Source organism: Pseudomonas sp. GW821-FHT02C04 (genome assembly GCF_059421845.1).
Window position 1 is genome coordinate 1,138,296 of the sequence record NZ_JBWKVT010000001.1, and the last position, 23,758, is coordinate 1,162,053.

A 23,758-nucleotide genomic window follows, 5' to 3' on the forward strand; every position below is an offset into this window, starting at 1 on the left:
CCAAATTTTTTTTGAACAAAAATGAAACCGGTTTCAGAGGTAGATAACAATGAATAAACCTGCCGTTTCCATCAGTCTTTCCAGCTACGGCGCCGACCTCGTCCGACGCCATGGCCAGGCTTCGTTCATCGAAGTGCTGGCCGCTGCGGGCGCCAATCGCATCGAATGGCGCGAAGAGTTGCTCACCAACGAAGTCCCCGAAAAACTCGCCGCAGCCACGCAAGCTCAAGCCATGCAAAGCATCTACTCCTCGCCCACCGAACTATGGCTGGCCGGCCAGTCGCGGCCCAATCCCGAACTCATCACCGCGCTGCAAAACGCCGAAGCGTTCGGCTCGAAGTGGCTGAAGGTTTCCCTTGGCTTCTTCACCGACAACACCGATCTGCAGACGCTGGCGCAGATCCTTGCGCAAAGTCCGGTGCAACTGCTGGTGGAGAACGACCAGACCCTGCACGGCGGTCGCATCGAACCGTTCCAGCGCTTCTTCGCCGCCGTCGAGCAACACAACCTGCCGATCAAAATGACCTTCGATATCGGCAACTGGCAGTGGCAAGACCAGTCCGCCAGCAGCGCCGCACGGTTGTTGGGCCGTCACGTCGGCTATGTGCATTGCAAAGCCGTGGCCCGCCGTGCCGACGGCAAGCTGGTGGCCGTGCCGCCGGCCGCCACCGACCTGCATCTGTGGGAACAACTGCTGCGGCACATGGCCCAAGGGGTCATGCGCGCCGCCGAGTACCCGTTGCAGGGCGATGATCTGGTGCAACTCACCACCGAACACGTCGCCGCCCTCGCCCGCCTCGGCCAATCCCGCCTGGAGCCTGCTCATGTCTGAGATCGATATTCTGTCGTTCGGCGAAACCATGGCCATGTTTGTTGCCGAACAGAGCGGCGATCTGGCCTCCGTCGACCAGTTTCACAAACGGATTGCCGGGGCCGACAGCAATGTGGCCATCGGCTTGTCTCGACTGGGTTTCAACGTTGCGTGGCTGAGCCGGGTCGGTGCCGATTCGCTGGGTCGCTTCGTGGTCGAAACCCTGCACGGAGAGGGTCTGGATTGCAGCCACATTGAAGTCGATCCAGCACACCCGACCGGTTTCCAGCTCAAGTCCCGCAACGATGACGGCAGTGATCCGACGGTCGAGTACTTCCGTCGCGGCTCGGCAGCCAGTCACCTGTCGCCGAAGTCGATCAACCCAACGCTGCTCGGCGCCCGGCATCTGCACGCCACCGGCATTCCCCCGGCGCTGTCCGCGTCAGCCCGGGAAATGTCCCATGAACTGATGACCCGCATGCGCAACGCCGGGCGCAGCGTGTCGTTCGACCCGAACCTGCGCCCGAGCCTGTGGGCCAGCGAACGGGAGATGATCAGCGAGATCAACCGCCTCGCCGCCCTCGCCCACTGGGTCTTGCCGGGGTTGAGCGAAGGCCGCTTGCTGACCGGGTTTGAGGATCCGGCGGATATCGCTGCGTTCTATCTCGATCAGGGTGCCGAAGCCGTGGCGATCAAGCTCGGGCCGCAGGGCGCGTATTACCGCACGCATCTGGATCAGGGGTTTGTCGCCGGGGTGCCGGTTGAAACTGTGGTCGACACGGTCGGTGCCGGGGACGGATTTGCGGTGGGGATGATCAGTGCCCTGCTGGAGCACCTGAGTTTTCCCGAAGCCGTCAGACGTGCCAACTGGATCGGCAGCCGGGCGGTGCAGAGCCGTGGCGACATGGAGGGTTTGCCGACGCGATCCGAACTCATGACTGATCGTTCCCACGCTCCTGCGTGGGAATGCAGCCCGTGACGCTCTGCGTCACATGGGACGCGAAGCGTCCCCGGAGGCGTTCCCACGCAGAGCGTGGGAACGAGCAAGCAATAAACAATTGAACCTGCTGCGACAAAAACAACAAGCTCAGGAGCAAGACCATGAAAACCGCAACCCTCGCCACCCGCCGCTGGTGGTACATCATGCCGATCGTGTTCATCACCTACAGCCTGGCGTACCTGGACCGAGCCAATTATGGCTTTGCCGCCGCGTCCGGGATGGCCGCCGACCTGATGATCACGCCGGGCCTGTCCTCGCTGCTCGGCGCGCTGTTCTTCCTCGGCTACTTTTTCTTCCAGGTACCCGGCGCGATCTATGCGCAAAAGCACAGCGTCAAGAAGCTGATTTTCGTCAGCCTGATCCTTTGGGGCGGGCTCGCCACGTTGACCGGCGTGGTCTCCAGCGCCTATTGGCTGATCTTCATCCGCTTCATGCTCGGCGTGGTCGAAGCGGCGGTGATGCCGGCGATGCTGGTGTATCTGTGCCACTGGTTCACCCGCGCCGAACGCTCCCGGGCCAACACCTTCCTGATCCTCGGCAACCCGGTAACCATGCTGTGGATGTCGGTGGTTTCAGGGTATCTGGTGCAGCATTTCAGCTGGCGCTGGATGTTCATCATCGAAGGTTTGCCGGCGGTGCTCTGGGCATTCATCTGGTGGAAGCTCGCCGATGATCGTCCGGCCCAGGCCAAGTGGCTCACTGACCGGGAAAAGCAGGATCTGGAAAGCGCACTGGCGGCCGAACAAGTCGGGATCAAAGCGGTGAAGAACTACGCCGAGGCCTTCCGTTCGCCGAAGGTGATCATCCTGGCGCTGCAGTTTTTCTGCTGGAGCATCGGCGTCTACGGCTTTGTGCTGTGGCTGCCGTCGATCCTCAAGGCCGGTGCGCAGATGGACATGATCGAGGCCGGCTGGCTGTCGGCATTGCCGTATCTGGCGGCAGTGATCGGCATGCTGCTGGTGTCGTGGGGCTCGGACAAACTGCAAAAGCGCAAACGCTTCGTCTGGCCGCCGCTGCTGATTGCCTCGGTGGCGTTCTACGGCTCCTACGCCCTCGGTGCCGAGCATTTCTGGTGGTCGTACACGCTGCTGGTGATTGCCGGCGCCTGTATGTACGCGCCGTACGGGCCGTTCTTCGCCATCGTTCCGGAGATTCTGCCGACCAACGTTGCCGGTGGCGCCATGGCGCTGATCAACAGCATGGGCGCCCTCGGTTCGTTCGGCGGCTCGTATCTGGTCGGCTACCTGAACAGCTCCACCGGTTCGCCCGGCGCCTCGTATCTGCTGATGAGCGGCGCGCTGATGCTCTCGGTGGTACTGACGATTTTCCTCAAGCCCGGCGCCAGCGACCGGGTGACGGCCAAGCGCGTCGCACCGCGCCCGCTGCCGGCCCATTCCTGAATTGACAGAGAGATGACTGCGATGAAAAAGCAGGTTGTGTTGTACAAGAAACTTTCGCCTTCTCTGATGGCCCGTCTGCAAGAGCAGGTCGACGTGACGTTGATCGACAGCCTCGACGCTGACGGTCTGATGAAACTGCGCGACGCGCTCCCCGGTGCTCACGGTCTGCTTGGCGCCAGCCTGAAACTGGATGCGGCGCTGCTCGATCTGGCACCCAAGCTTGAAGCGATTTCCAGCGTCTCGGTGGGTGTCGACAACTACGACATCGATTACCTGACCCGGCGCCGGATCATGCTGACCAACACCCCGGACGTCCTCACCGAAACCACCGCCGACACCGGTTTCGCGCTGATCCTGGCCACCGCCCGGCGGGTGGTGGAACTGGCGAACATGGTGCGCGGCGGTCACTGGCATCGCAGCATCGGCCCGGCGCATTTCGGCACCGATGTGCACGGCAAGACGCTGGGCATCATCGGCATGGGGCGGATCGGCGAGGCGTTGGCGCAGCGCGGGCATTTCGGGTTCGGGATGCCGGTGATCTATCACAGTAAGTCGCGCAAACCGGCGGTCGAAGAACGTTTCGATGCGCAGTACTGCAGCCTTGAGGATATGCTGCGGCAGGCGGATTTCATCTGCCTGACCCTGCCGTTGACTGCGCAGACTGAAGGTTTGATTGGCGCCGAACAGTTTGCGTTGATGCGTCCGAAAAGCATCTTCATCAACATCTCCCGGGGCAAGGTGGTGGACGAAGCCGCGATGATCGAAGCGTTGCGGCATAACCGGATTCGCGCGGCGGGGCTTGATGTGTTTGAACGCGAGCCGCTGAATCACGATTCGCCGTTATTGCAGTTGAACAACGTCGTGGCAACGCCGCACATGGGGTCGGCAACCCACGAAACGCGCGAAGCCATGGCGCGGTGTGCGGTGGAGAATCTGTTGGCGGCGCTGGCGGGAGAAAGGCCCGCCAACCTGGTGAATCCCCCACGTTGATCGTTCCCACGCTCTACGTGGGAACGATCACACGATCAGGCGCTGCGCACTTGCAAAAGCTGCGCAGCGCACAGCGCAATCCTTGAACACGCATCTGCAAGCTTCACCCGATCCACCACCAGCCCGATGCGAATATGCCCCGCCGCACTCGGCCCGAACGCTTCACCGGCCAGCACCGACACCCCATAACCCTCCAGCAGTCGCTCGGCAAAGCCCTGTGCTCCGATCCCCGTCTGACGCACATCGACCATCACGAACATCCCGCCGTCCGGCTTGATCGGGTACAACCCCGGACAGCCGCGCAACCGTTCGCACACCAGATCCCGACGCAAACGGTATTCCTCGCGCATCTGCGTCACTTCCGGCAGATCCTTTTCCAGTGCGACCTGCGCGGCCTTCTGCACAAAATCCGGCAGACCGAACAGCATGCTCAGCGACAGGTTCACCAGATGTTCGGCCAAGGGTTTGGGTCCGATCATCCAGCCGATGCGCCAACCGGTCATCGCGTGAGATTTGGACAGGCTGTTGATGGTCGCCGTGCGCTCGGCCATGCCCGGCAAACTCGCCGGACTGACGTGCTCACCCTCGTATAACAATTCGCTGTAGACCTCATCGCTGATCAGCCACAAGTCATGACGAATGCACAGCGCCGCCAGCTCCTGCCAGATCAACAGAGACAGACTGGCGCCGGAGGGGTTGTTGGGACTGTTGAGCAACAGGGCCCGCGTCCTGGGTGTAATCCGCGCCGAGACATCCGCCGGGTCGACTCGAAAGCCGTTTTCCGGACGAACCGGCACTGGCACCACGGTCGCGCCGCAAGCGCCAAACACGCCTTCGTAGGTGACATACATGGGTTCGGCGACGATGACTTCATCGCCCGGATCGAGCAGACATTGCGCCACCGAATACACCGCGCATTGCGCGCCGGGCAGCACGATCACATGCTCGGCATCGACGTCCTGACCGCTGCGTCGCCGATGGCGTTCGGCAATCCGCTTGCGCAGCTCCAGCCGGCCACGCACTTCGGAATAATGGGTATCACCCGCCAACAGGCTGTCGATGGCGCCGTGAATGATCGGCAGCGGCGTATCGAAATCCGGATCACCCACGGACAGCAGCAAGACATCAATGCCCCCGGCGCGCAGCTCCAGCGCTCGGTCGTGAATCCGCCAGGCCGCTGCACCCTCCCCGGCGATTCGTTGGGTCAAGGCTGAATAGCGCATGTACGTCTCCTGATTGCGCGGTCTCCAGCCTTCACCCTAGGTCAAATCACAAACCGCGCCACCATCGCATTCAAATCCACCGCCAGACGCGACAGTTCGTGGGTCGCAGCGCTGGTCTGGTTGGCGCCGGCGGCCGATTGGGTGGCGAGGTCGCGGATGTTGACCAGGTTGCGGTCGACTTCACGGGACACCTGCGCCTGCTCTTCCGAGGCACTGGCGATCACCAGGTTGCGTTCGTTGATCTGGTTGATCGACTGGGTGATCTGCTCCAGTGCGACGCCAGCGGCGCGGGCCATTTCAAGAGTGGACTGGGTGCGCTGGTTGCTTTGCTGCATCGACTCGACCGCTTCGCCGGTGCCGTTCTGGATGCCGGCGACCATTTTTTCGATTTCCTGGGTCGATTGCGCGGTGCGATGAGCCAGTGCGCGAACTTCGTCCGCTACCACGGCGAAACCGCGTCCGGCTTCACCGGCACGGGCTGCTTCGATGGCGGCGTTGAGCGCCAGCAGGTTGGTCTGTTCGGCGATGGCGCGAATCACGTCCAGCACCTTGCCGATGTCGCGGCCCTGAGCCGCCAGGCCTTCGATCATTTGCGCGGTGTTCTGCACGTCGTGGGTCATGGTCTGGATCGCGTCGACGGTTTTCACCACCTGGTCGCGACCTTCGCGGGCGGCGTGGGTCGACTGGTTCGACGCTTCGGAGGTCGACACCGCGTTGCGTGCGACCTCTTCCACCGCTGCGGTCATTTCGTTGACGGCGGTGGCGGCCTGTTCGATTTCGTCGTTCTGTTGTTGCAGGCCACGGGAGGCTTCTTCGGTCACGGCACTGAGTTCTTCGGCAGCGGCGCCCAGTTGCGTGGCGGAGCCGGCGATCTGCTCGATGGTCTTGCGCAGGTTGGTCTGCATCGCGGCCAGTGCTTCAAGCAGGCGCGCCGGTTCGTCCTTGCCGTCGATTTCAATGGCTTTGGTCAGGTTGCCGCCAGCGATGGTTTGCGCGGCAGCGACGGCGCGGTTCAACGGGGTGACGATGCTGCGGGTCAGCAACCAGGCCAACAACACCGTGGCAAATGCTGCGAAGACCGCCACGATGACAATGCCAGTGATCGCGCTGTCGTAGTGTTCACCAGCCTGAATGGACGCGTCCTTGGCACCGGCGGCATTGATCGCAATCAGTTTGTTGAGCTGCTCGCCCATCTGGTCGGTGCCGTCCTTGATCTTCGTGTTGATCAGGGTGCGCATGTCCTCGACCTTGTCCTGACGCGACAAGTCCATCATCTGGTTCTGGGCTTGCAGGTAGTTGTCCAGGGTCGTCGCGAAAGCCTGGTATTGCGCGCGCTCTTCACTCTCGGCCGGCAATGCGGCGTAGGCGGCCTGAGCGCTGCGTACCTTGTCCACCAGCACGCCGATGCGAGTCTGTGCTTCTTGCAGGCCGGCAGCGTCACGGTTGACCAGAATGCGGAACGACAGGATCCGCAGGCGCAATACGTTTTCCGTCACCACGCCAAGGTAAGTGACGCTGGGCAACTGATTGGTCTGCATTTCGACAGAGGCCTGGCGGATGACCGACATGCGGTTGACGGCGAATACGCCGAGCACGATCACCAGCAGGGCAATAAAGGCAAAACCGAGGAAGGCACGGGGCGCGATATTCAGATTACGCAAGGACATAGTAGGACTCTCGGATGATTGAAACTACGAGCGTCCATGCCGTGATCACTGACCCTTCGGGCGGGTTTCAGTCCGGCGTCACTGTGCTGGGAAATCTTGTGTGCGCCTGTTAGCTATATCGGCCAGGCTTTAGGAAGTTTGCGTGTAAAGAAGAAATATTTTTCAAAGTGTTGCGGGTGTTTCAACGTTGAAACACCCGCTGTTTTAGATGATGGGTGACAGGTCAGGTCGGGGTCGCCATGCGCCAGATGCGAGCGATGTCTGTGGCACGTTCGCGCAACAGGCGCGGGGCTTCGGCGCAGGCTTGTTCGAGGGTCATCGGGCCACTGGTGACGGCGAATGCTGCGTCGATACCGTGATCGTAAAGCTCCTGATAACCCTCGCCCAGAGTGCCGGCAATGACAATCACCGGTACGCCGTGTTGTTTGGCGATCCGTGCCACGCCAAACGGGGTTTTGCCGCGCAAGGTCTGCGCGTCGAAGCGCCCTTCCCCGGTGATCACCAGATCTGCGTCTTTCACTGCATCGGCCAGCCCGACCAATTCGGCGACCACTTCAACCCCGGCCTGGAACTGCGCGCCGAGAAACGCCTTGGCGGCAAAACCCAGTCCGCCCGCAGCACCGCTGCCAGGCTCATCACGAACGTCTTTATCCAACGCTTGCGCGCAGAGTTCGGCGAAGTGACCGAGGGCCTGATCCAGTTGCTGCACTTGCGCGGGTGATGCGCCTTTCTGCGGGCCGAAAATCGCCGAGGCGCCGTGGGGGCCGCACAGCGGATTGTTGACGTCGGCGGCGATGTCGAAACGGACTTGCGCCAGACGCGGGTCGAGTTCGGCGAGATCCAGTCTGGCAAGTTGCGCCAGTGCGAGACCGCCCGGCACCAACGATTGCCCTTGAGCATCCAGTAGTTTCACGCCCAGCGCCTGCATCGCCCCGGCGCCGCCGTCGTTGGTGGCGCTGCCGCCGATGGCCAGAATGACTCGTTGTGCGCCGGCATCCAGCGCTGCGCGGATCAGTTCACCGGTACCGAACGTGCTGCTGATGCACGCATCGCGTTGCCCCGGCGGTACCAGTTGCAGACCACTGGCCTCAGCCATTTCGATGATTGCGGTGTGGTTGTGCGGCAACCAGCCCCACGCGGCTTCAACCGCTGCGCCCAACGGGCCACGCACACGGGTGCGACGCAGTTCGCCTTCGCACGCGGCGAGAATCGACTCCACCGTGCCTTCGCCACCGTCGGCCATCGGGCATTTGACCAGCGTCGCCTGCGGCCAGACCTGCGCCAGACCCAGCGCAATGGCTTCTGCAACGCCTTGGGCACTCAGGCTGTCCTTGAACGAATCGGGGGCGATGACGATTTTCATGCGAATTCTCCAGTTCCAATGCCCCTCATGCTGCCAGTCGCTTTGCGCGTTGACGCCTGTCCGCTGCACAAGTTGGACAGGCGTTTATTGTTCATTTCGACAAATCGTCAGTCTGCGGCAGCAATTGCACACCCAGATACAACGCCAGCATCCCGTCGAGCCTTAGCGGATCGACCCCGCTCAACTCGGCAATTCGTTCCATCCGATAGCGCAGGCTGTTGCGGTGAATCCCCAACGCATCGGCGCAGGCCTGGCTCTGCCCGTCGTGATCGCACCAACTGCGCAGGGTCGCGAGCAACTGGCCGTTGTTGTCCTTGGCGATGACCTTGCGCAACGGTTTGAGCAGTTCATCCAGCGCATCATCGTTGCGATGGCGCCAGAGCATGACCGGCAAGCGATAGCGATTGAGAGTCAGCAGTCGAGAACGTGGCAACACTTCGCGGCCATAGGCGAGCAAGTCGCCGACCCGCCGATAGCAACGGCGCAACCCGGCCAGCCCATCGGCCTGTCCACCGACGGCGATGCGCAGGATGTTCCAGCCCAGGCCATCGAGTTTTTCCAGCAAACGATCATGCTCGACGTTCTGACTCGCCGGCCGGCACCACAGCAGCGACGACTTCGCGGAACTCACGCACCAGCTGTCCGGATAGCGCGTCATCAGCCAGGCACTCAGCGCCTCGACGGTCTGCCCCGGCCCATGCTCCAGACCCAATTCAAACAGATAGGGCACCCGCGTCAGTTGCGGTTTCAGCCCGAGTTGCTGAGCTTCATCGACCAAACGCGGCGAGTCCCCTGCTTCGCTCAACAGCAACGCGAGCAAGTCATCGCAGCGTTGCCGCCGCCACTGCTGCTCGGATTGCTGATTGCGCTGGCCAACGAGCATTTCAGCCGTCATGCGCACCAGTTCGGCGTAAGTGCGCAGTTGCTCCGGCTCACCAGTGATCCCGAGCACACCGATCAAACGCTGATCGAGCAGCAACGGCAGATTGATCCCCGGCTGCACGCCTTTCAGATGCACCGCCGTCTGCGCGTCAATCTCCACCACTCGCCCGTTAGCCAGCACCAGTTGCGCACCTTCGTGACGGGTGTTGATCCGCTCCGGCTCGCCACTGCCGAGGATCAGCCCCTGGCTGTCCATGACGTTGACGTTGTACGGCAAAATGGCCATGGCCCGGTCGACGATGTCCTGGGCGAGGTCGTGATCGAGTTCGAACATAAGGGCTGGAATCCTTGAAAACAGGCGCGGACGGTTGTTCACCCGCACAGGGTCTGGCGGCAAACCCTGTGCTCAGGCACAAAGACAATCCGGCCAAAGGTGGCCGAGACTCTCAGGGCGATCAACGTTACCCTTTGCATCGCAAAAAATCATAATAAAGAGAGAGCCGCCATGTCGCAGAGCGCCGCTGCCGCCCAGACCATCGATGACGATAAAAATGCCGTCTACAAACGCATCACCCTGCGTTTGATCCCCTTCATCTTCATCTGCTACCTGTTCAACTACCTCGACCGGGTCAACGTTGGATTCGCCAAACTGCAGATGCTTGACGCGCTGAAATTCAGCGAAACCGTGTACGGCCTTGGTGCCGGCATCTTCTTCATCGGCTACGTGCTGTGCGGCGTACCGAGCAACCTGGCCCTGACCAAATTCGGCCCACGGCGCTGGATTGCCGTGATGATGATCACCTGGGGCACGCTGTCGACCTGCCTGCTGTTCGTCACCACGCCGACCGAGTTTTACACCTTGCGCCTGTTCACTGGCGCCGCCGAAGCCGGGTTCTTCCCGGGCGTTGTGCTCTATCTCTCGCAGTGGTTCCCGACCTTCCGCCGTGGCCGGATCATGGCGCTTTTCATGTCGGCGATCCCGGTGTCCGGCCTGCTCGGCAGCCCGTTTTCCGGCTGGATCCTCAATCACTTCGCCGCCGGCCAAGGTGGCCTCGCCGGCTGGCAGTGGATGTTCCTGCTGCAAGGTATTCCGACTGTAATCCTCGGTGCACTCGCCTACTTCCTGCTGAGCGACAACTTCGCCAACGCCAAATGGCTGACCCCGCATGAGCGTTCGGTGCTGGAAGCGGATCAGGCAGAAGACCTGGCGAACAAACCCAAAACCACTTCCGATTCGTTGATTGCTGTGTTCAAAAACCCGGCGATCTGGGCTTTCGGCCTGATCTACTTCTGCATCCAGAGCGGCGTATACGCGATCAACTTCTGGCTGCCGTCGATCATCAAGAACCTCGGTTTCAGCGACAACCTGGTGATTGGCTGGTTGAGTGCGATTCCGTACCTGCTGGCGGCGGTGTTCATGCTGGTGGTCGGGCGTTCGGCGGACTTGCGTAAAGAGCGTCGCTGGCACTTGGTGGTGCCGATGTTGATGGGTGCTATCGGCCTGTTGATCGCGGTGAACTTCGCGGCAAATCCGGCGATTGCGATTCTTGGCCTGACCATTGCGACGATGGGTGCGCTGACCGGGTTGCCGATGTTCTGGCCGGTGCCGACTGCCATGCTGAGCGCGGGTGCTGCGGCGGGTGGGTTGGCGTTGATCAACTCGATGGGGCAGATGGCCGGGTTCCTCAGCCCTTACCTCGTCGGTTGGGTCAAGGACAGCACCGGGTCGACTGATGCGGCGCTGTATCTGCTGGCGGGGGTGATTGTTGGCGGGAGTCTGCTGGCGTTGCGGATGACGCGGACGTTGCGGGCTTAAGCCTTAGTCGAAATACAGAAACGGCCCATTGCGGGCCGTTTTTCATACACCTGTGAACCTGCCCCTAAACCATCCGAAATGGCGAGAAATAGGCAAGTGCCCTTTTCCATGAACGATCACCGAAACAGAGGCGAATCAGCAACACTCCCGCCGCCAAACTGCGGATCATCAGTTGGTACGCCAGCAACATTAGACGACATGCTTTGCAATCCGGCTTCGAGAGAAATGACGTACACACTGTCACCACCACCACTGGCGACATAAGCTCGCGTGTCATCGTGACTGATCGCGACACTGACAGATCCAGGTCCGATCGATGTGTAAGCGGTGATTGTCCCCCTGAGCAAGTCGATGGTCGCAAGCTTGTTGGTTTCCGCCAGACAGCAATAAGCCAGCGTACCGGCACGATTGAGAACAATATCTCTTGGTGTTCCGTTAACAGGGATTGTTCTGACAACTGCCCGTGTTTGAGTATCTATTTGCCGTATCTCACCGTTATAGGTAGATGTCCAAAAACAGCAATAAATGTATCTACCGTCTGGACTGACAGCCAAACCATACGGAACATTTGTCCCGATTAATGGAATCGTGGCAGTCACCGTCAATGATTGCGTGTCAATGATCGAAATCGATTTGTTTGTTCCTGTAGCACCATCAACGCAGCAAACAAAGAGACGATCTTGATTCGCAGTGATCGCCAGTGACCACGGATTGACGCCTACCGGGATACGTTTGACGACCAACTGGCTTTGAAGATCAACCACTGAAACGCAGCGCTCGTGATAACTGGACACATAGGCCAGACCGCCCGATCGGCTCAATACAACCCCAGCGGTATTCTTGACAGCAGCCAGCGTCGCAACAACTACCGAACGCTCAAGATCAATGATCGCAAGCGGCTGTGTACTTACCGATGAACTATCGAGGTCACATGCATAAGCGCGCGTCCCCTCTTTGTTGACACCTATGTCCCAAGAAATTTTCTGTCCCGGCACCGCTATATTCTGAATAACACGTGACGTTGTCGTATCGATCACGGCCACCGATGAACTGCTGGATTTGGCGACATACAATCGGGTGCCATCTGCACTGATCGTAACGCCAAGCGGCTGTGCGCCTACTGGCACTACCCCGGCGGGACCATAGGCCTTGATTGTAAAGGCAACATTTGTCGCTGCACCTCGACTACTGGCAGTGAGTGAAAAGACTCCAGGCGTATCACTGGCAATAACCCCGCTGACGTTAACCGTGCCGTCCTGCCGGGTAGGAAAATCGCGTGCCCCCCCTGTTCCATCGGCATAAACCGTACCCACTGGAAGCTTGACCTCGATTACGCCTGCAACCGGCTGGCCTGCCTGGCTCAGGCTCAGTTGGATATCCTTTACTTGCCCGCCGGCAGCCACGGTGTAAGGCCCGTTGAGAAACGCCACCACCACATCTGCCACCACTGTTAAATTGCGTACATTCGAATAGGTATTAGTCGGGTGATACAGCGATTTGGCATACAGACGCCGCGCGCCCGACGGTACTGTGATCGTCAGTACCCATTTTCCTGTCGTCGGGTCAGCCGTTACCTTGCCCTTTGGTACTGCACTTGGGCCGCTGCCGTCATAGATTTCGACTTGCCTGCCCGGACTTGCCTCGCCGTGGAGTGTCAGCGAGGTACTGCTCGTTGTATTCCCTTCTGGAACATCGTTGCCGGTTGCGTCAAGAACGGAAATGAGCTTCGGAACGATAAGTGGCTGGTTGGCAGTGATAACGATAGAGCTCGTCGGCGACACTCTGAAGTTGTTCAGTTGATCTTCATTGGTGGCGCTCACTGAACGGGTACCGTCACCGATCTGCTGGAGGTCAATAGTCGTCAAGGTGTAGGTGATCGGGTTGGCAGGATGGACATAGGGAATGGTTTTACTCCATGAGCCTATGGTCAGTTCCACTTCGTCAAATTGGCGCGGGTCGCTCCGGGTTAAAGTGACGGTAGCCGACTGCCCCGGGCCAATGCTGGGCGGATGGCTGACCGTGATACCGGAGACCGGGTTGTTGAACAGCACATTCAGTATCGGGGTGGATTGATCTTTATTACCGCTGACCCGGGTGACTTCGTAGTACAGCGTATTGAGGCCATTCTTCAGCCGTCCCCATGGCAACGACATCAAAATGCGGATGTTCTCTTCGCCCGGATAGATCGGCTTGATCTCGGATGTCTCCTGGCTGTTTACCCACAGCCTTACGGAGTCACCCACGGCAAAGGAGGCGGAAAACAACGTGACCGGGTCGATCACCATGAAGAGTTTGGTGGATGGCGAATGAATGCTTTCGGAAATGCCGAGATGGTAGGCCCCTGGCGGTTGCAGGTTCTCTTCTGCGCCCGGGATGGCCATCGGATACAGCTGGAGCAAGGCGCTGATTTGTGTCGAATTGATGTTGATGCTCGTGCTCATGCTGCTCTCCTGGCGTACAGTGGGAAGCCATATCGGGATCGAATCTCATGACACCGCGAAAAGGAGTGAATCGTCACCTGTCAGATCTGACAGGTGAGCGTGATTTCAAGACGAATGGTCATCAGTGAACGGTTTTCCTGCAGACGCAAAAACGGCCCCGTAAAGGGGCCGTTTTGGTTTCAACACTCAGGGTCGAGGTTCCGCCGCCAACTCCAGATTATCCAGCGCCCGGTTTACCGCCAGTTCACCCAGCATGATCAGTTGCGCAATCCCCAACAGCACATGCCGTTGCGGCGTATCGAGCATCCCGGCGAAATCGCTGGCCATGGTTTTGGCCGAGGTCAGGGTTTCGCAGGCGTCGGCCAGCAGTTCTTCGTTCGGAATGCCGGGGGCGATGAGGTAGCGGGTGTTGGGTTTGAGGAGCGGTTTTCTGGGGTGGAACGGATTGAGGTAGTGATCCAGGGCGCGGTCGGCGGCTTCGTGGAATTTCTTGGAGTCGAGGGTTTCGTAGGGGGAAGTTGAATCGGCTTCGGGTGGGTTGGGTGTTGGTTTGATCACGTTTGAATCTCCAAATCAGAAAAATGGAGCCATCAAACTTCGCTACCAAACGAAGAGGTGGTGGCCATACACGGGTTGGTAGACCGGTGACTTGGAGAACCGGCGCGCTCGAAAGCGCCCCACGCATGGCCACCATAAAAGCACGGACGGATAAGCGTCCGAATACGGTGAATTGCGCAACAAGTCAGATCCGGGCTACCAAACCCGATCGCTGTTTTTCAGCGACTGGACAACGATAAAACCCGGCCCTTGAGCGCACAAGCCGGCGGATTCTGACTTAGTCGTAGGCAACGGCGCAAGGTTGTGTAGCCTGGGAGGCGTGTCTGGACGTGTACTTTAAACACTGCACTTAAACACCCCACTCCAGATCGTTCCCACGTCGAGGCGTCGAACCGTCCGCGTGAGAACGAGTGTCACACACTGGTTTTTGCATCCAGCTCCAGCACCAACCCTCCCGGCATCTGCACAAAAATCTGCCAGATCCCATCCTCCGGCACCTGCGCCACCTGATACGGCAACCCACTGCCCTGCACCCGTTTCAAAACCACCGCCGCGTCTTCATCGGTGCGAAAAGCAATATGGCTCAACGCCGCCTCATCCAGCGCCGGCTGCTCAATCACATGCACCAACGCCTGCTCATCCTGGTACAACCAGCGCCCGGGAAACGGAAACGGCGGCCGGCGCCCCGGCGTCAGTCCCAGTAACCCGCCAAAAGCGTCCTGCAGCGCCTGACCGTCAGCGGTGTTGAAGGCCAGATGATCAAATGTCCACGTCATGTCTGTCTCCTGTGGTTATTCAGGACTTCAGTATCAGCGCTTGCCAATCCTGGAAAAATCCCGCAAAACGCCAAGGATCTTCAACGGATTTTTACTAATGAGCTCAATCCTCGATCTGGAAATCTTCGTCCGCACCGCCGACTCCGGGAGCATTTCCGCCGCCGCCCGGGCGTTGGAGCTGACGCCGGCCGCAGCCAGCATCGCGCTGAAACGCCTGGAAACCCGCCTCGGCATCCGCCTCTTCGCCCGCTCGACCCGCAGCATGCGCCTGACCGAAGAAGGCCGGCGTTATCTGGAAAGCGTGCGCTTGGCATTGGCCACACTGGCCGAGGGCGAGCAGGCGCTGAAGCAGCAGACCGAAGGCCTGAGCGGCGTGCTGCAACTGGCGGCGCCGTCGGACTTCGGGCGCAATGTGTTGCTGCCGTGGCTGGACGATTTCAAGCGCGAGCATCCGCACATTCAGCTGCAATTGCTGCTCAACGACCGGCATGCGGACCTGTTTCGCGAAACGGTGGATGTGGCGCTGCGTTTTGGCGTGCCGAGTGATTCGACGCTGGTGGCGTTGCCGATTCTGCCTGAGCATCGGCGTGTGGCCTGCGCCAGTCCTGCGTATCTGGAGCGCCACAGCACGCCGCAAAATCCTGCTGAACTGAGCGAGCACAGCGCCCTGCTCTACCTGCGCAACGGCCGGCCCTATAACACCTGGCGTTTCCATCGCGACGACGAAACGGTCGAGGTCGAAGTACGCGGCGACTACCTCAGCGACGACGGCGAGGTCGCGCGCCGCTGGGCGCTCGCCGGGCACGGCATCGCCTACAAGGCCTGGCTCGACGTGGCCGAAGACGTCCGTGCCGGGCGGTTGGTGACGCTGTTCGATGACTGGCACGGCGAGAGCGTTCCGTTCAATCTGCTGTGCCCGCACCGGGTGCAGGTGTCGGAACGGGTGAAGGTGTTGCAGGCGTTTTTGCGCGAGCGTTGCGAGGCATTGCGCCGATAAATTCACTTTGCCGTACCGGGCGCTTCTGGTATTTGATGGAAGCTTTCCCACCGACAAAAGGATTTCGGCATGAGCTATCGCACACTGGGTCACTCGGGGTTGCAGGTGTCCACCCTCACCCTCGGCACGATGATGTTCGGCGAGCAGACCAGCGCAGAAGACTCGCTGCGCATCATCGACAAGGCCTGGGATCAGGGCATCAACTTCATCGACACCGCCGACGTCTACACCAACGGCCGCTCGGAAGAGATCGTCGGTGAAGCCATAGCCCGTCATCGGCATGAATGGGTACTGGCAACCAAGGTCGGTTTCGGCCCGGTGGACGGTGTGCCGAACCGCAGCGGTTTGAGCCGCAAACACATCTTCAATGGTCTGGAGGCCAGCCTGACCCGGCTCGGCACCGACTACCTCGACATCTATTACCTGCACCGCGAAGACCACAACACGCCGCTGGAAGTGACGGTCTCGGCGATTGGCGATCTGATTCGCCAGGGCAAGATCCGTTATTGGGGCCTGTCGAACTATCGCGGCTGGCGGATTGCCGAGGTGATTCGCGTGGCGGACAAACTGGGCGTCGATCGCCCGGTGATCAGCCAGCCGCTGTACAACATCGTCAACCGTCAGGCCGAAACCGAACAGATCACTGCCGCCCAGACTTACGGCCTCGGCGTGGTGCCTTACAGCCCGCTGGCCCGTGGCGTGCTCAGCGGCAAGTACGCGCCGGACGTAACTCCGGACGCCAACAGCCGCGCCGGGCGTCAGGACAAGCGGATTCTGGAGACTGAATGGCGCGTGGAGTCGTTGCGCATTGCCCAGCAGATTCAGCAATACACAAAAGAGCGTGGGGTCGGGATTGTCGAGTTTGCGATTGCCTGGGTGCTGAACAATGGCGCGGTGACGTCGGCGATTGTCGGGCCGCGTACTGAGGAACAGTGGGATGCGTACACCAAGGCGCAGGCGGTGAAGATCACGGCGGAGGATGAGGCGTTTATCGATTTGCTGGTGACGCCTGGGCATGCGTCTACGCCGGGGTTTAATGATATGAGCCATTTTGTGTCGGGGCGTAAACCGCATCAGGCTTAAGCACCTATGCTTCGACACAGGTCCCTGCTCTCACGGGACCTGCGTCGAATGTTGGAAATATTGATCACTCGGCCAATATTCACCACAAAAACCACGTATCCTGCGCGCCCCGTTTGACCATCACCCCCGCGAGGACAGTTTGTCTAAAGGCATTGCTCTATCGGTGACAGCATCGACGCTGTTTGCCGTCATGTATTACTACACCTCGTTGCTCACTCCGTTGAGCGGCGTGGAAATCTTCGGTTGGCGGATGCTGCTGACCGTGCCCTGCATGACCGTGTTCATGTTGTTGTCCGGCGAATGGCGGCGCGTGCTGGAGTTGCTGCGCCGGATCCCAGCGCTGCCGAAGTTGATCGGTGGCCTGATCGTTTCGGCAGCGTTGCTGGGCGTGCAGTTGTGGCTGTTCATGTGGGCGCCGCTCAATGGCTACAGCCTCGATGTATCGCTGGGTTACTTCCTGCTGCCGCTGGCCATGGTGCTGACCGGGCGCATCGCTTATGGCGAAAGCCTGTCGTACCTGCAGAAAGTCGCGGTGTTTTTTGCCAGCCTCGGCGTGTTGAACGAGTTGTATCAGGTCGGTGGGTTTTCCTGGGCGACGCTGGTGGTGGTGGTCGGTTACCCGTTGTATTTCGTGCTGCGCAAATACCTCAAGACCGACAACCTCGGCGGATTGTGGGTCGACATGACGCTGATGCTGCCGGTGGCATACTGGTTTGTGCGCGGCGGTGAACAGGGTTTCGGCGTGTTCGATCAGTACCCGGCGCTGGCGTGGCTGATTCCGCTGCTTGGTCTGATCAGTGCGTCGGCACTGGTGGTGTACATCATTGCCAGCCGCTTGCTGCCGTTCAGCCTGTTCGGTTTGTTGAGTTACGTGGAACCGGTGCTGTTGTTGGGTGTGGCGCTGTTGCTCGGCGAAAGCATCAAACCCGGTGAATGGCTGACCTACATCCCGATCTGGCTGGCAGTCGTGGTGCTGGTGTTTGAAGGGTTCAAGCATCTGATGCGCCAGCGACGCCCGTAAGACGCGCAATAAAAAGCCCGGCCTGCAACATTGCAGTCCGGGCTTTTTTACATCTGCAGATTACTCGGTAGCGAGTACGCCACGACGCACCTGGTCACGCTCGATCGATTCGAACAGTGCCTTGAAGTTGCCCTCGCCGAAACCATCGTCGCCTTTACGCTGGATGAATTCGAAGAACACCGGGCCCATCAGGGTTTCCGAGAAGATCTGCAGCAGCAGACGCTTGTCTTCTTTGTCCGATGCACCGTCGAGCAGGATGCCGCGCGATTGCAGCTGATCGACCGGCTCGCCGTGGTTCGGCAGACGGCCTTCGAGCATTTCGTAGTAGGTGTCCGGCGGCGCGGTCATGAAGCGCATGCCGATCTTCTTCAACTGATCCCAGGTCTTGATCAGGTCGTCAGTCAGGAAGGCAACGTGCTGGATGCCTTCGCCGTTGAACTGCATCAGGAACTCTTCGATCTGCCCGGCGCCTTTCGACGACTCTTCATTGAGCGGGATGCGGATCATGCCGTCCGGGGCGGTCATCGCTTTCGAGGTCAGGCCGGTGTATTCGCCCTTGATGTCGAAGTAGCGGATTTCACGGAAGTTGAACAGCGTCTCGTAGAACTTGGCCCAGTAGGCCATGCGACCGCGATACACGTTGTGGGTCAGGTGATCGATGATCTTCAGACCGGCACCGACCGGATTACGGTCAACGCCTTCGATGAACACGAAGTCGATGTCATAGATCGAGCTGCCTTCGCCGAAACGGTCGATCAGGTACAGCGGCGCACCGCCGATGCCTTTGATCGCCGGCAGATTCAGCTCCATCGGGCCGGTTTCGATGTGGATCGGCTGGGCGCCGAGTTCCAGTGCGCGGCTGTAGGCCTTTTGCGAATCCTTGACCCGGAACGCCATGCCGCACACCGACGGGCCGTGCTCAGCCGCGAAGTACGAAGCAACGCTGTGGGGTTCGTTGTTGAGGATCAGGTTGATCGCGCCCTGACGATACAGGTGCACGTTCTTGGAACGGTGGGTCGCGACCTTGGTGAAGCCCATGATCTCGAAGATCGGCTCCAGGGTGCCAGGTGTCGGCGATGCGAACTCGATGAACTCGAAGCCCATCAGGCCCATTGGGTTTTCGTATAAATCTGCCATGGTTGGCGCCTCATCATTCTTATCAATTAACCAGAGTTATTTGTCAGTAATGCTGAGACCGGTGGGTGGCGCACAGGAGATGCCACGCACACTGCGGGCGAGGAAGTCACCGTAGATCAGTTGAAACCCGAATATCTTCATTGTCGACCCAAGGCTCTTGCGGGCGAGGCTTCTGCTGCCAGAAGACGATTATTATTGTATGCGTAACCCGATTCTACACAGCGTAAATAGGATTGTCTGCCCTCTCTATAAAATCCGCTTTTTTCGGCCCGGTGCAAGGGGTTTGTTGCACAGCCAGATGCCCGCCAGAACCAGCACGCCGCCCAGGCACATCGGCATCGTCAGTTGCTCGCCCAGCAGGACGGCACCGGCCAGCACGGCGGTCAGCGGATTGAGCGCGATGAACACACCAGAGCGGGTCGCGCCGATTTTGCGGATGCCATCGTAGTAACCGATGTAGGCCAGCGCCGAACCCAAGACCCCGAGATAGATCAAGCTCAGCCATTGCGTCATCCCTAGACTGGCCACCGCCGCCCCGCTCACTTCGCCGCGAACGGCAGCCAGTGCCCAGAGCATCAGCGTGCCGAGCAGAATCGAAAAGGTCACGGTCTGCAAGGGGCCGATGCTCTGGTTGAGGCGGCGGGAGAACAGCGAGTAAACACCCCAGCTCAACACGCAGCCGAGAATCAGCAGATCGCCGATCCAGGCGTCTGGCGTTGCGGCCAGCAATTGCGGATCGCGGCTGACGATCACTACACCCGCACCACCGATGCAAACCAGGATGCCGATGACTTTCAAGCGACTCAGGCGCTCCTTGAACAGCAGCCATGATGCCAGGCCAATCACTGCCGGATTCAATGCAACGATCAGCGAGGCCCGCGATGCATTGATGTATTGCAGGCCGTAAAAGAAGCACAGGTTGTAGAAGAAAATCCCGAAGAACCCCAGCAATGCCAGTTGCAGCCATTGCCCCGCAGTCGGCCGTGCGAAGGGAATCCGCGCCAGCCACAAGAATCCAAGCAGCGCGACGCTGGCCAGCAAGAACCGAAGACTGGCAGCGAAGATCGGACTCAGACTGCCGGCCAGAAACCGCCCGGCCACCCAGGTCCCGCCCCAGATCATGCTGACCATGGCCAGGTTCAGATAGACCGATATGTCCGAGGCGACCGGACGAATGGATTCATGACTGTTCATAACACTCCCGACGATGAAACTGACGAATGACGTATCATTCGATTGATTCAACATCATCGTAAAATGAGTCTTTACTCATGACCCTGACCCAACTCGAGATCTTTTCATTGGTGGCCGAGCTACGCGGCTTCACCCTCGCCGCCCATCGCCTTGGGATTTCACAGTCGGCGGTGTCCCACGCCTTGAAGTCGCTGGAGCAGGAACTGGGCGTCGAATTGCTGCGCCGGCATCAATCGCAGGTGGAGCTCAGCGACATTGGGGAACAGTTGCTATTGCGCGCACGGGCGATGCTCGGGCTGGCCAATACATTGCGTCAGGAGGCCGCCGATGCGCGGGGCATGAAACGCGGCACGTTGCGTATCGGCTCGTTCGGCCCGACGTCTTCGATCAGGTTGCTGCCGAACATTCTTCGGCATTACCGCGAGGCGCATCCGGGCATCGAGGTGCACATCGACGAAGGGCCGGATCGGCAAGTGGTCCAGTGGCTTGAGGAGCGGCGGATCGATATCGGTTTCGTGGTCCTGCCTGAAGATCGATTCGACACGTTTGCCCTCGTGGAAGATCAGATGGTCGCCCTGCTCCCTCTCGACCATCCGCTGGCAACTCGTGAAACGTTGGCCCTGAAAGACCTGTGCAACGACCCGTTCGTGCTGACCGAGGCGGGGTCCTCAGAGTTGGTGTCGCGGATGTTCAACGCAGCAAAGTTGAGCCCGAATATCCGCTACCGCTGCTCGCAGTTGCTAAGCACCCTCGACACCGTGAGCCGGGGCGATGCCATAACGGTCGTGGCCGAAGGTTCTCTGCCGGTTGAGGCGGATTCGCGCTACGTGAAGCGACCGCTGTCACCCATCGTGCAACGACAAGTCGGTCTGGCCGTGCTTGACCAACGTCAGGCTTCACCCGCCGCCCTGGCCTTTATCCAGCTGGCGACACGGATGAATTATCGATGAGCGGCGCAAGCGCCATCGGCCATCTATCATGGGCACAGACCAAACGCTTTCCGGAAGGTGCCCCGTTGCCCCGTCTGCAATCGAGAATCCCATTTCATCGCGACAGGATGCGCCCATGCCGCTGACCGCCCGGCCCCGCCGCAAACGCAGCACCCGAATCATCGTGACACTGCTTTGTGGCGCGCTTCCGATCATCATCGGCAGCGTCATTCTCCACATGCAGGCCGAACGCACGCTCCAGCAAAGCTCCCGGGAAACCGCCAACGAAGCCCTGCGCCAATTCGAACTGATGCTCGACAACACCGCCCAGGCCGCGCGTGACTTGCTGCCGCTGGCAGGCCAGACGTGCGAGAACGTCAAACTGGCCTTGCGCGAACAGGTGACCCGCCGCCCGTTCGTTCGCTCAACCAACCTGGTGTGGGACAACAACCTCTATTGCAGCTCGCTGTTCGGCGACTTCAAGGAAGCGGTCAATCCCGGCGATTATGCCCAAGGCAAGTTGTGGCTCATGAACGGCAACCCGGTCACGCCAGACACTGCGCTGCTGGTGTATCGGCTGAGCGACGGCCGGGGTGGTGCGTTGACCACGCTGGACGGTTATCACTTGAGCAACATCCTGCGCCTGATCGGTCGGCAAACATTGTTGTTGCTGCAAGTGGGCAACACCTGGCTTTCCGCCGACGGCAAAGTGCACCAAGGCCCCCTGCCCGAGTTGCCGGTTGCGCAAAGTACCTTGAATTCATCGCACTACGCTTTCACGGTGTCGGCCGGTTTCCCTGAAGGCGAGATCTGGCGGTACATGAGCAACGAGTACCCGCCGCTGTTCAGCCTGCTGATGTTTTTTGGTGCGGTGTCCGGCGCGATCGGCTACAGCATGCAAAGACGCTCTACGTCGCCGAGTCACGAAATGCTCCGCGCACTGGAAGCGGGGGAATTCATTCCGTACTTTCAACCGGTGGTTCACGGCGACAGCAAACAATGGTCAGGCACTGAAGTGTTGATGCGCTGGAAGCATCCCAAAGAAGGCCTGGTGCGTCCGGACCTGTTCATACCGTTTGCCGAACACTCCGGGCTGATCGTGCCGATGACCCGCTCATTGATGCAGCAAACCGCTGTTGCACTCGGGCCGCTGTCGTCTGCCTTTGCGGCGCCCTTTCACATCGGTATCAACATTACGGCCAGTCACTGCCAGGATCTGGAGTTGCTGGAAGATTGCCGCGAGTTTCTGGCGGCATTCGCCCCCGGCAGCATCAGTCTGGTGCTGGAGTTGACCGAGCGGGAGTTGATCGAGCCCACCGACATCACCCATCAACTGTTTGCACAACTGCGCGCCATGGGCGTGAAGATCGCCATCGACGACTTCGGTACCGGTCATTCGAGCCTGGGTTACTTGAGAACATTCAATGTCGACTTCCTGAAGATCGACCAGACATTTGTCGCCATGATTGATAAGGACGCCCTGTCCCGCCACATTCTGGACAGCATCATCGAACTGTCCGCCAAACTGGAACTGGGCACGGTAGCCGAAGGCGTGGAAACACAGACCCAGGCCGATTACCTGACCGCGCACCACGTCAACTTTCTGCAAGGCTATCTGTTTGGCAAACCGATGCCGGCCGCAGACTTCATCGATGCATTAACTCACCATTAACTAAACGCGATAAAACCGGCGGGCTCAGACCGTTCGCACCAAATTGATACAAGACATCGCTGTTTTTACATAAAGAAAAAGTCAGGATTTACTCTTGACGCATTAACTACTACAATTTTTCTTACCTGTTGCTAGATTGGCAGGTGAGCCACTATCACCGAGTCGCTTCAAGGCTCTTGGCTTATAGCTTTGTTTGCGGTTGGTATCAGCCAAACACACTATTGGAGTAAAGATATTGTCCAGACTCGCTGAATTTCGCGCAGCCGAAAAGGCCCTTCAAGAACAGCTCAAGCAGCTGGAGTCGCTGAAGAACGATGCCGGGCTCAAGAAAGAAATCGAATTCGAAGAAAAGCTCCAGGGGCTGATGAAAACCTACGGCAAAGGCCTGCGCGACATCATCGCCATCCTCGATCCGAATCCGGCAAAATCCGGCCTGCAACAGGCCGCGGCACCTAAAACCCGCCGCGCTCGCGTGGTCAAGGTCTATCAGAACCCGCACACCGGCGAGCTGATCGAGACCAAGGGCGGCAACCATCGCGGGCTGAAAGCCTGGAAGGAACAATACGGTGCAGCCACCGTTGATTCCTGGTTGCGCGGTTAATCCCTCGCAAACATAAAAGCCCTGCATTTGCAGGGCTTTTTTTTGGACGATATCTAACAAATGCAACAATTTCTTGTTGCGAAAGTTGAGAGCCAAACACCGTCTTGCACTGGAACTATGCTTCCGGATGTTGCGTCATTGCCGGGCGATCAACTTTGTATTTAATCACTTCAGGTATCTAACGCCCCACGGACCAC

General features: G+C 59.5%; 20 protein-coding genes. 11 read left to right on the top strand and 9 right to left on the bottom strand.

Going from position 1 to position 23,758, the window contains the following annotated elements; genetic code table 11:
- The first annotated feature begins 49 nt into the window (after nt 1-49).
- From AC07VV_RS05165 to AC07VV_RS05180, 4 genes are all read left to right on the top strand, one after another.
- Nucleotides 50-832 (top strand): sugar phosphate isomerase/epimerase family protein, encoded by a 783-nt coding sequence (locus tag AC07VV_RS05165; RefSeq protein ID WP_495035538.1) that lies wholly within the window; start codon nt 50-52, stop codon nt 830-832.
- Nucleotides 825-1,790 (top strand): sugar kinase, encoded by a 966-nt coding sequence (locus AC07VV_RS05170; protein ID WP_495035539.1) that lies wholly within the window; start codon nt 825-827, stop codon nt 1,788-1,790. Before AC07VV_RS05165 ends, AC07VV_RS05170 begins: the two co-directional genes overlap by 8 nt.
- A gap of 122 nt (nt 1,791-1,912) precedes the next feature.
- A complete protein-coding gene (locus AC07VV_RS05175; RefSeq protein ID WP_495035540.1) occupies nt 1,913-3,211 on the top strand; it encodes an MFS transporter in 1,299 nt (432 codons plus the stop codon).
- Nucleotides 3,212-3,232: 21 nt separating this feature from the next.
- The gene (locus AC07VV_RS05180) at nt 3,233-4,201 is read left to right on the top strand and encodes a 2-hydroxyacid dehydrogenase (protein ID WP_495035541.1); all 969 of its coding nucleotides are present in this window, start codon (nt 3,233-3,235) and stop codon (nt 4,199-4,201) included.
- 35 nt (nt 4,202-4,236) lie between these two features.
- Here the strand turns inward: AC07VV_RS05180 and AC07VV_RS05185 are convergent, their stop codons facing one another.
- From AC07VV_RS05185 to AC07VV_RS05200, 4 genes are all read right to left on the bottom strand, one after another.
- Nucleotides 4,237-5,424: a pyridoxal phosphate-dependent aminotransferase gene (locus AC07VV_RS05185; RefSeq protein ID WP_495035542.1), complete on the bottom strand. Its 1,188-nt coding sequence runs from the start codon at nt 5,422-5,424 to the stop codon at nt 4,237-4,239.
- A 41-nt stretch (nt 5,425-5,465) separates the two neighbouring features.
- Nucleotides 5,466-7,091 (bottom strand): methyl-accepting chemotaxis protein, encoded by a 1,626-nt coding sequence (locus AC07VV_RS05190; RefSeq protein WP_495035543.1) that lies wholly within the window; start codon nt 7,089-7,091, stop codon nt 5,466-5,468.
- Between the two features lie 223 nt (nt 7,092-7,314).
- Entirely contained in the window at nt 7,315-8,454 is a 1,140-nt protein-coding gene (locus AC07VV_RS05195) for a glycerate kinase (RefSeq protein ID WP_495035544.1), read from the bottom strand.
- Between the two features lie 91 nt (nt 8,455-8,545).
- Nucleotides 8,546-9,670 (bottom strand): sugar diacid recognition domain-containing protein, encoded by a 1,125-nt coding sequence (locus AC07VV_RS05200; RefSeq protein WP_096821508.1) that lies wholly within the window; start codon nt 9,668-9,670, stop codon nt 8,546-8,548.
- Between the two features lie 171 nt (nt 9,671-9,841).
- Between AC07VV_RS05200 and AC07VV_RS05205 the strand changes: the two genes are divergently transcribed.
- Nucleotides 9,842-11,152 (top strand): MFS transporter, encoded by a 1,311-nt coding sequence (locus AC07VV_RS05205; RefSeq protein ID WP_096821509.1) that lies wholly within the window; start codon nt 9,842-9,844, stop codon nt 11,150-11,152.
- 116 nt (nt 11,153-11,268) lie between these two features.
- Here AC07VV_RS05205 and AC07VV_RS05210 read toward each other — a convergent pair whose 3' ends face one another.
- The 3 genes from AC07VV_RS05210 to AC07VV_RS05220 form a co-directional block, all read right to left on the bottom strand.
- Nucleotides 11,269-13,593, bottom strand: a complete 2,325-nt coding sequence (locus tag AC07VV_RS05210; protein ID WP_495035545.1) for a hypothetical protein — start codon at nt 13,591-13,593, stop codon at nt 11,269-11,271.
- A gap of 186 nt (nt 13,594-13,779) precedes the next feature.
- Nucleotides 13,780-14,151: a DUF6124 family protein gene (locus AC07VV_RS05215; protein ID WP_495035546.1), complete on the bottom strand. Its 372-nt coding sequence runs from the start codon at nt 14,149-14,151 to the stop codon at nt 13,780-13,782.
- 413 nt (nt 14,152-14,564) lie between these two features.
- A complete protein-coding gene (locus AC07VV_RS05220; protein ID WP_495035547.1) occupies nt 14,565-14,927 on the bottom strand; it encodes a VOC family protein in 363 nt (120 codons plus the stop codon).
- A gap of 97 nt (nt 14,928-15,024) precedes the next feature.
- Between AC07VV_RS05220 and AC07VV_RS05225 the strand changes: the two genes are divergently transcribed.
- The 3 genes from AC07VV_RS05225 (at nt 15,025) to rarD (ending at nt 18,028) form a co-directional block, all read left to right on the top strand.
- The gene (locus tag AC07VV_RS05225; protein WP_495035548.1) at nt 15,025-15,924 is read left to right on the top strand and encodes a LysR family transcriptional regulator; all 900 of its coding nucleotides are present in this window, start codon (nt 15,025-15,027) and stop codon (nt 15,922-15,924) included.
- Between the two features lie 69 nt (nt 15,925-15,993).
- On the top strand, nt 15,994-17,007 hold the full coding sequence (locus AC07VV_RS05230; RefSeq protein WP_495035549.1) for an aldo/keto reductase: 1,014 nt from the start codon (nt 15,994-15,996) through the stop codon (nt 17,005-17,007).
- Nucleotides 17,008-17,146: 139 nt separating this feature from the next.
- On the top strand, nt 17,147-18,028 hold the full coding sequence (rarD, locus tag AC07VV_RS05235; RefSeq protein WP_096821514.1) for an EamA family transporter RarD: 882 nt from the start codon (nt 17,147-17,149) through the stop codon (nt 18,026-18,028).
- Nucleotides 18,029-18,088: 60 nt separating this feature from the next.
- On the opposite strand, the gene hppD is transcribed toward rarD, so the two are convergent.
- Both hppD and AC07VV_RS05245 read right to left on the bottom strand, forming a co-directional pair.
- The gene (hppD, locus tag AC07VV_RS05240; RefSeq protein WP_495035550.1) at nt 18,089-19,165 is read right to left on the bottom strand and encodes a 4-hydroxyphenylpyruvate dioxygenase; all 1,077 of its coding nucleotides are present in this window, start codon (nt 19,163-19,165) and stop codon (nt 18,089-18,091) included.
- Between the two features lie 246 nt (nt 19,166-19,411).
- Entirely contained in the window at nt 19,412-20,359 is a 948-nt protein-coding gene (locus AC07VV_RS05245; RefSeq protein ID WP_495035551.1) for a DMT family transporter, read from the bottom strand.
- Between the two features lie 77 nt (nt 20,360-20,436).
- On the opposite strand from AC07VV_RS05245, the gene AC07VV_RS05250 reads away from it, so the two are divergent.
- The 3 genes from AC07VV_RS05250 (at nt 20,437) to AC07VV_RS05260 (ending at nt 23,561) form a co-directional block, all read left to right on the top strand.
- Nucleotides 20,437-21,309, top strand: a complete 873-nt coding sequence (locus AC07VV_RS05250) for a LysR family transcriptional regulator (RefSeq protein ID WP_495035552.1) — start codon at nt 20,437-20,439, stop codon at nt 21,307-21,309.
- A gap of 115 nt (nt 21,310-21,424) precedes the next feature.
- Complete coding sequence (locus AC07VV_RS05255; RefSeq protein WP_495035553.1) at nt 21,425-22,960, top strand: EAL domain-containing protein; 1,536 nt, start codon at nt 21,425-21,427, stop codon at nt 22,958-22,960.
- Nucleotides 22,961-23,195: 235 nt separating this feature from the next.
- Nucleotides 23,196-23,561 (top strand): histone-like nucleoid-structuring protein, MvaT/MvaU family, encoded by a 366-nt coding sequence (locus AC07VV_RS05260; RefSeq protein ID WP_096821522.1) that lies wholly within the window; start codon nt 23,196-23,198, stop codon nt 23,559-23,561.
- Nucleotides 23,562-23,758 lie beyond the last annotated feature (197 nt).